Raw genomic sequence first — 6,910 nt, 5'->3', positions numbered from 1 at the left:
TGTTGATCCGGTGATGGCGTTTGAAGCCCGCCTCGACGAGGCCGTCATAGCTTCGGAAGCCGTCGGTGACGAGTTCGGCCGACAACTCCACATGGCCCTCGACAATGGCCAGAAGCGTTGCTTTCGAACAGTTTTTCACGATCTGGCAATGCACCCGCCCGCCGCGCTCGAGGATGCCGAAGACCGGCACCTTGCCCCTGACGCCACGCCCCTTGCCAAGCCCCGGCCGGCCGCGCTGACGGGTCGGTCCGAAATAGCTCTCGTCGAGTTCGACCTGGCCGCGAAAGGGGCAGCCCTCCTGCGCCAGCTCGGCCATGCGCGCCCGCAAGAGGCTGTAGATCGCCGCCGCCGTCTTGTGGTTCAGACCGGTCAGGGCCGCCGCGCGATCGGCCGTGATATCGAGCGCAAAAAGACGCAGAAGATCGCGGAACTTCCGCTCCGAAATTCTCCCCCGAAACAGATAGCGGTTTTTCTGAGCCATAAGAGCACCTTAACATGCTCTCAGGAACACTCAGCTGGAATAGACCCTTTTGCGAAGATGAAGGCTCAAAGCCCGATCATTTCCCGGATGTCCCCCGGGCTGTGACCGGCGTCGCGATAGGTGCGGATGGCACGGGCGTCGTCGCGCTTGGCCAGCCGGCGGCCGCGCTCGTCCCGGATCAGGCGGTGATGGTGGTAGGTCGGGGTCGCAAACCCCAGCAGGCGTTGCAGAAGCACGTGGATCGACGTGGCTGTGAACAGGTCCTGGCCGCGCACCACGTGGGTGATCGCCTGAGCCGCGTCATCGACTGTGACGGCGAGGTGGTAGGAGGTGCCGATGTCGCGCCGGGCCAGCACGATGTCGCCCACCTCCGCCACCATGCGCTCGGGCGTCATGTCGTGCCGACCAGCCGAGCCCGGGCCGGTCTCGGCGAAGGACACGGGACCGGCAAGCGCGGCGGCACGCGCCATGTCGAGGCGGATCGCGTCGGTCGGCCCGTGCTCGTCCATCGTCCGGCCCCGGCAGGTGCCGGGATAGGGCGGGCCGTCCGGCCCCATCGGCGCACCTTCCTGCGGGGCCGACAGGGCCGCGCGGATATCGGCGCGGGTGCAGGAACAGGGATAGGTCAGCCCCATGTCGGCGAGGCGGGCAAGTGCTGCGTCGTAGGCCGCGCGGCGGCTGGACTGGCGCATCACCGGGTCGGGCCACTCCAGCCCCAGCCAGTGCAGGTCATCATAGATCGCGGCTTCGAACTCGGGCGTGCAGCGCGGCGTGTCGATATCCTCGATGCGCAGCAGGAACCGCCCGCCCGCGGCCCGGGCCATGTCCGATGCGGTGAGGGCCGAAAAAGCGTGGCCGAGGTGCAAGAGCCCGGTCGGCGAGGGGGCGAAACGGGTGATCACCGGGTCAGGCCGGGGCAGGGGCCTCGGCCTTGGAAAGCCAGCCCTGCCAGTCGGCCTTGGCCCGGTCGGTATAGGCCTTGTAGCGGTCGCGCCGCCCGCGCCGCCCGGCCTTGAGGCCTTCGACCGGCGGGAACAGGCCGAAATTCACGTTCATCGGCTGAAACGTCTTGGCCTCGGCCCCGCCCGAAATGTGGTGAACCAGCGCGCCCATCGCGGTGGTCACCGGCACGTCGGACAGATCGGTGCACAGCATGTCGGCCACCGCCATGCGCCCGGCCAGAAGCCCCATCGCGGCGCTTTCGACGTAACCCTCGACGCCGGTGACCTGGCCCGCGAACCGCACATGCGGCCGCGAGCGCAGCCGCATACGGCCATCCAGCAGGGTGGGCGAGTTCATGAAGGTGTTGCGGTGGATGCCGCCGAGCCGTGCGAAAGTCGCGTTCTCCAGCCCGGGGATCATGCGAAACACCTCGGTCTGCGCGCCGTATTTCATCTTGGTCTGGAAACCGACCATGTTGTAGAGCGTGCCCAGCGCATTGTCGCGGCGCAGTTGCACCACCGCATAGGGCTTTTCGTCCGGCTTGTGGGCATTGGTCAGCCCGACCGGCTTCATCGGCCCGTGGCGCAGCGTCTCGCGGCCGCGTTCGGCCATCACCTCGATCGGCAGGCAGCCGTCGAAATAGCCGGCGGTCTCGCCCTCGCGAAACTCGGTCTTGTCGGCGGCCAGCAGCGCGTCGATGAAAGCCTCGTACTGATCGCGGGTCATCGGGCAGTTGAGATAGGCGCGGCGCTCGTCCTCGGTGTCGCCCTTGTCATAGCGCGACTGCGCCCAGACCACGTCCATGTCGATGGTTTCGGAATAGACAATGGGGGCGATGGCGTCGAAGAACGCCAGCCGTTCGGCCCCGGTTTCAGCCTGGATGGCGGCGCCTAGCGCCGGTGAGGTCAGGGGACCGGTGGCAAAGATCCAGTGGCCCGAGTCGGGCAGGCTGGAGACCTCGTCTTCGGTCACGGTGACGTTGGGCAGGGCGCGCAGCGTATCGTTGACGAATTGCGAGAACGGCTCGCGGTCGACGGCCAGCGCGCCACCCGCGGGAAGGCGGTAGCGGTCGGCGGACTGCATGATCAGGCTGCCGGCCTGACGCATTTCCCAGTGCAGAAGTCCGACCGCGTTCTGTTCGTCGTCATCCGAGCGAAACGAGTTCGAGCACACCATCTCGGCCAGTTTGCCGGTCTGGTGCGCGAAGGTGCCGACCTTGGGCCGCATTTCGTGGATCACCACGTCCAGCCCGGCCCGGGCCGCCTGCCAGGCGGCTTCGGAACCGGCCATGCCGCCGCCGACGATGTGTAGGGTCTTGTCCGTCATGGCGCCGATCTATGCATGTCCGTGGCAAAAGGAAAGCCCGGGGCGGGCGATGCCCCCGCCCTATTCGGCCGTGTCATCCTCGTCGTCATCGCCGGTTTCGGCGATCCAGGCGACCGAAACCACCTTTTCGCCCTTGGCGGTGTTGAACACCTTGACCCCGCCAGCCCCGCGCGAGCGGAACGAGATGTCCGCGACCGGGCAGCGAATCGACTGGCCCTTGGAGGTCGCCAGCATCACCTGGTCCTCGAGCCCGACCGGGAACGAGGCCACCAGCGCACCGCCGCGCATCGCCCGGTCCATCGCCGCCACGCCCTGGCCGCCGCGTCCGCGCACCGGGTAGTCGTGGCTGGATGAAAGCTTGCCGGTGCCCGCCTCGGTGATGGTCAGGATCAGGTCTTCGGCGGCCTGCATTTCCTCGAAGCGTTCCGGGCTGATGGCGCCTTCGATCTCGTCTTCCGCGCCCTCATCGTCCGCCCCGGCCTGGGCCCGGCGCATCTTGAGATAGGCAGCGCGTTCCTCGGCGCTGGCCTCGAAATGCCGGATCACCGCCATCGACACCACCCGGTCGTCGTCGGACAACAGCCGGATGCCGCGCACACCGACCGAATCGCGGCCCTTGAACACCCGCACCTCGGTGGTCGGGAACCGGATCGCGCGGCCCGAGGCGGTGACAAGCATGATATCGTCATCCTCGGTGCAGATGCGCGCATTCACCAGTTCCACGCCCTCGGGCAGTTTCATCGCGATCTTGCCGTTCGATTTCACGTTGGTGAAATCCGACAGCGCGTTGCGGCGCACCCCGCCGGTGGAGGTGGCAAAAAAGATCTGCAGGTTGTCCCAGTCCTCTTCGGGGGCATCGACCGGCATGATCGCGGCGATCGAAACGCCCTGCGGGATCGGCAGAATGTTGACGATCGCCTTGCCCTTCGAGGTGCGCCCGCCCTGCGGCAGCCGCCAGGTCTTGAGCTTGTAGACCATGCCATCGGTGGTGAAGAACAGAAGCTGCGTGTGGGTATTGGCGACGAAGAGCGTGGTGACCACGTCCTCTTCCTTGGTCGCCATGCCCGACAACCCCTTGCCGCCGCGCCGCTGCTCGCGGTACTCGGCCAGCGGTGTGCGCTTGGCCCAGCCGGACTGGGTGATGGTGACCACCATGTCCTCGCGCTCGATCAGGTCTTCGTCGTCCATGTCGCCGGACCAGTCGACGATCTGGGTGCGGCGCGGCACCGCGAAGTTCTCCTTCACCTCGGTCAGTTCTTCCGAGATGATGCCCATGATCCGCTCGCGCGAGCGCAGGATGTCGAGGTAGTCGCGGATCTTGCCGGCCAGTTCCTGCAACTCGTCGGTGATTTCCTTCACGCCCATCGCGGTCAGGCGTTGCAGCCGCAATTCGAGGATCGAGCGGGCCTGGGTTTCGGACAGGTTATAGGTGCCGTCGTCGTTCATCTTGTGGCTGGGGTCGTCGACCAGCCGGATGTAGGGCGCGATATCCTCGGCGGGCCAGCGCCGCGTCATCAGTTTTTCGCGTGCCTCGGCGGGGTCGGCGGAGGCGCGGATGGTCGCCACCACCTCGTCGACATTCGACACCGCCACGGCCAGACCGCACAGCACATGGCTGCGGTCACGCGCCTTGCGCAACTCGAACGCCGTGCGCCGGGCCACCACTTCTTCGCGGAAGCTGATGAAATGGCGCAGAAAATCGCGCAGCGCCAGTTGTTCGGGGCGGCCACCGTTCAGCGCCAGCATGTTGCAGCCGAACGAGGTTTGCAGCGGTGTGAAGCGGAACAACTGGTTCAGCACCACCTCGGGCGTCGCGTCGCGCTTGAGTTCGATCACCACGCGCACGCCGATCCGATCGCTTTCATCCTGCACCGCCGAGATGCCCTCGAGCCGCTTTTCCCGCACGAGGTCGGCGATCAGCTCGATCATCCGGGCCTTGTTGACCTGATAGGGAATCTCGTCGACCACGATGGCGAAACGGTCCTTGCGGATTTCCTCGATCCGGGTCTTGGCACGCAGGATGACGCTGCCGCGCCCTTCGAGATACGCCTTGCGCGCGCCCGCCCGTCCGAGAATCACGCCGCCGGTGGGGAAATCGGGGGCGGGCACGATCTGCATCAGGCGTTCGTCCGAGATATCCGGGTTCTCGATCATCGCAAGCGTCGCGTCGACGACCTCGCCCAGGTTGTGCGGCGGAATGTTGGTGGCCATGCCGACGGCGATGCCGCCCGCGCCGTTGACCAGCATGTTGGGGAACCGCGCCGGCAGGACCATCGGCTCGCGGTCCTTGCCGTCGTAGTTGTCCTGGAAATCGACTGTGTCCTTGTCGATGTCGGCCAGAAGTGCGGTGGCCGCCTTGGCCATGCGCACCTCTGTGTAGCGAAACGCCGCCGCCTTGTCGCCGTCCATCGAACCGAAGTTGCCTTGCCCGTCGAGCAGCGGCAGCGACATCGAGAAATCCTGCGCCATGCGGACCAGCGCGTCATAGATCGCCGAGTCGCCATGCGGGTGGTATTTGCCCATCGTGTCGGCAACCGGGCGCGAGGACTTGCGGTAAGGCTTGTCGTGGGTGTTTCCGACCTCGTTCATCGCGTAAAGGATGCGCCGATGCACCGGTTTCAGCCCGTCGCGCAGATCGGGGATCGCGCGGCTGACGATCACGCTCATCGCGTAATCCAGATACGAGGTCCGCATCTCGTGCTCGATCGACACCGAGGGGCCGTCGTGGCTGGGGCGTTCGGGCGGCAATTCGCCTTCGATCTCAGGGGGTTCCGGTGTATCGCTCACGTGGTCCGCCGCCTTTTTGTCTGGCATCGGTCTGCCGGGGCAGGCAAACACTTTATCTGGGTTGCCGGTGTATACCACCTACAAGCTTTGGGGTGCAATGCGTGGCGCCGAATTCGCTGCCCAAATCGCGGGCCGATTTGCCGCGATTTCCCGGCTTGGCTTTTGCGTCTGCATCCGTAGAGTCCCGCCGACGACAGAAAGGAAGATCGATGGCCCAATCGCGCAACATTTTCGAAGAAGTGAACGAGGCCGAGCCGGGCGCGCGAAAGACGCCCGCGACCGGCATGATCGAACGCGGCGGGTCCGCCGGCGCGCGCCGGGTGATCCGGTGGTGGCTGATCGCGCTGTTTCTTCTTGTCGCGGTGATGATCGTGGTCGGCGGCCTGACGCGGCTGACCGACTCGGGCCTGTCGATCACCGAATGGAACCTGGTGTTCGGCACGCTCCCCCCCCTGAACCAGGCCGCCTGGGCCAGCGAGTTCGCCAAGTATCAGCAAAGCCCGGAATACATCCACCAGAACGCCGGCATGAGCATGGCCGACTTCAAGGTGATCTACTGGTGGGAGTGGGGGCACCGGTTGCTGGGCCGTGTGATCGGGCTGGTCTGGATCGTCGGATTCCTGGGCCTTCTGGCGGCGCGCAAGATGCCCGCGGGCTGGCACGGGCGGCTGTTGTGGATCGGTGTTCTGATCGGCGTGCAGGGCGCGGTGGGCTGGTGGATGGTGGCCTCGGGCCTCGAGGGCGAGCGTGTGGACGTTGCCTCCTACCGGCTTGCGACGCACCTTGGTCTGGCATTCGTGATCCTGGGGCTGATCGCATGGGCGATCTTCCTGGCCGGGCGCCGCGAGGCCGACCTGATCCAGGCCCGCCGCCTGCGCGAGCGCAAGCTGTTCGGCATCGCCACCGGCCTGATGCATCTGGCGTTCCTGCAGATCCTGCTGGGTGCGCTGGTGGCAGGGATCGACGCCGGGCGCAGCTTTGTCGACTGGCCGTGGATGGCCGGGCAGTTCTTTCCGCCCGACGCCTTCTCGATCGAGCCGGTGTGGCGCAATTTCTTCGAGAACCCCGGTCTGGTTCAGTTCATCCACCGCATCATCGGCTACACGCTGGCGCTGTTTGCCATCGGCGCCTATCTGGCGGGACGCCGCGCCGCCGGGCCGGTGACGCGCCGCGCCTTCACCTGGGCGTCGATCATGGTGCTGGTGCAGATGGTGCTTGGCATCTACACCGTACTCTGGGCCGCGCCGCTCGACATCGCGATCACCCACCAGATCGGCGCCATCGTGACCTGGGTTCTGATCCTCAACGCGCGCTTCCGCGCGGGCTACCCGGTGGCGCAGTCGGTGCGCGGCTGACGGCCGCCACGCAGAATAA

5 protein-coding genes are annotated in these 6,910 nt (G+C 66.3%); 1 reads left to right on the top strand and 4 read right to left on the bottom strand.

The features are described from left to right. The 4 genes from FVF75_RS10490 to gyrA all read right to left on the bottom strand — a co-directional run. Positions 1-481: IS1595 family transposase (locus FVF75_RS10490; RefSeq protein ID WP_148377917.1), on the bottom strand; the 481-nt coding region annotated here is incomplete at its 3' end. A 65-nt stretch (positions 482-546) separates the two neighbouring features. Beyond that, a complete protein-coding gene (gluQRS, locus tag FVF75_RS10485) occupies positions 547-1,383 on the bottom strand; it encodes a tRNA glutamyl-Q(34) synthetase GluQRS (protein WP_148377916.1) in 837 nt (278 codons plus the stop codon). 4 nt (positions 1,384-1,387) lie between these two features. Continuing rightward, on the bottom strand, positions 1,388-2,749 hold the full coding sequence (gene trmFO, locus FVF75_RS10480) for a methylenetetrahydrofolate--tRNA-(uracil(54)-C(5))-methyltransferase (FADH(2)-oxidizing) TrmFO (RefSeq protein WP_148377915.1): 1,362 nt from the start codon (positions 2,747-2,749) through the stop codon (positions 1,388-1,390). Between the two features lie 60 nt (positions 2,750-2,809). After that, positions 2,810-5,536: a DNA gyrase subunit A gene (gene gyrA / locus FVF75_RS10475; protein ID WP_187393045.1), complete on the bottom strand. Its 2,727-nt coding sequence runs from the start codon at positions 5,534-5,536 to the stop codon at positions 2,810-2,812. Between the two features lie 209 nt (positions 5,537-5,745). On the opposite strand from gyrA, the gene ctaA reads away from it, so the two are divergent. Beyond that, positions 5,746-6,891, top strand: coding sequence for a heme A synthase (gene ctaA, locus FVF75_RS10470; protein ID WP_148377913.1), 1,146 nt, complete (start codon positions 5,746-5,748; stop codon positions 6,889-6,891). Positions 6,892-6,910 lie beyond the last annotated feature (19 nt).

The sequence above is a fragment of the Maritimibacter fusiformis genome (genome assembly GCF_008086115.1).
In the GTDB taxonomy this organism is placed as follows: Bacteria; Pseudomonadota; Alphaproteobacteria; order Rhodobacterales; family Rhodobacteraceae; genus Muriiphilus; species Muriiphilus fusiformis.
This window is presented reverse-complemented; position numbering and strand designations above follow the sequence as displayed.

Bases quoted from the DNA above. Each gene is read 5' to 3' on its own strand.
- trmFO (WP_148377915.1), bottom strand. From the start codon at position 2,749: ATGACGGACAAGACCCTACACATCGTCGGCGGCGGCATGGCCGGTTCC.
- ctaA (WP_148377913.1), top strand. From the start codon at position 5,746: ATGGCCCAATCGCGCAACATTTTCGAAGAAGTGAACGAGGCCGAGCCG.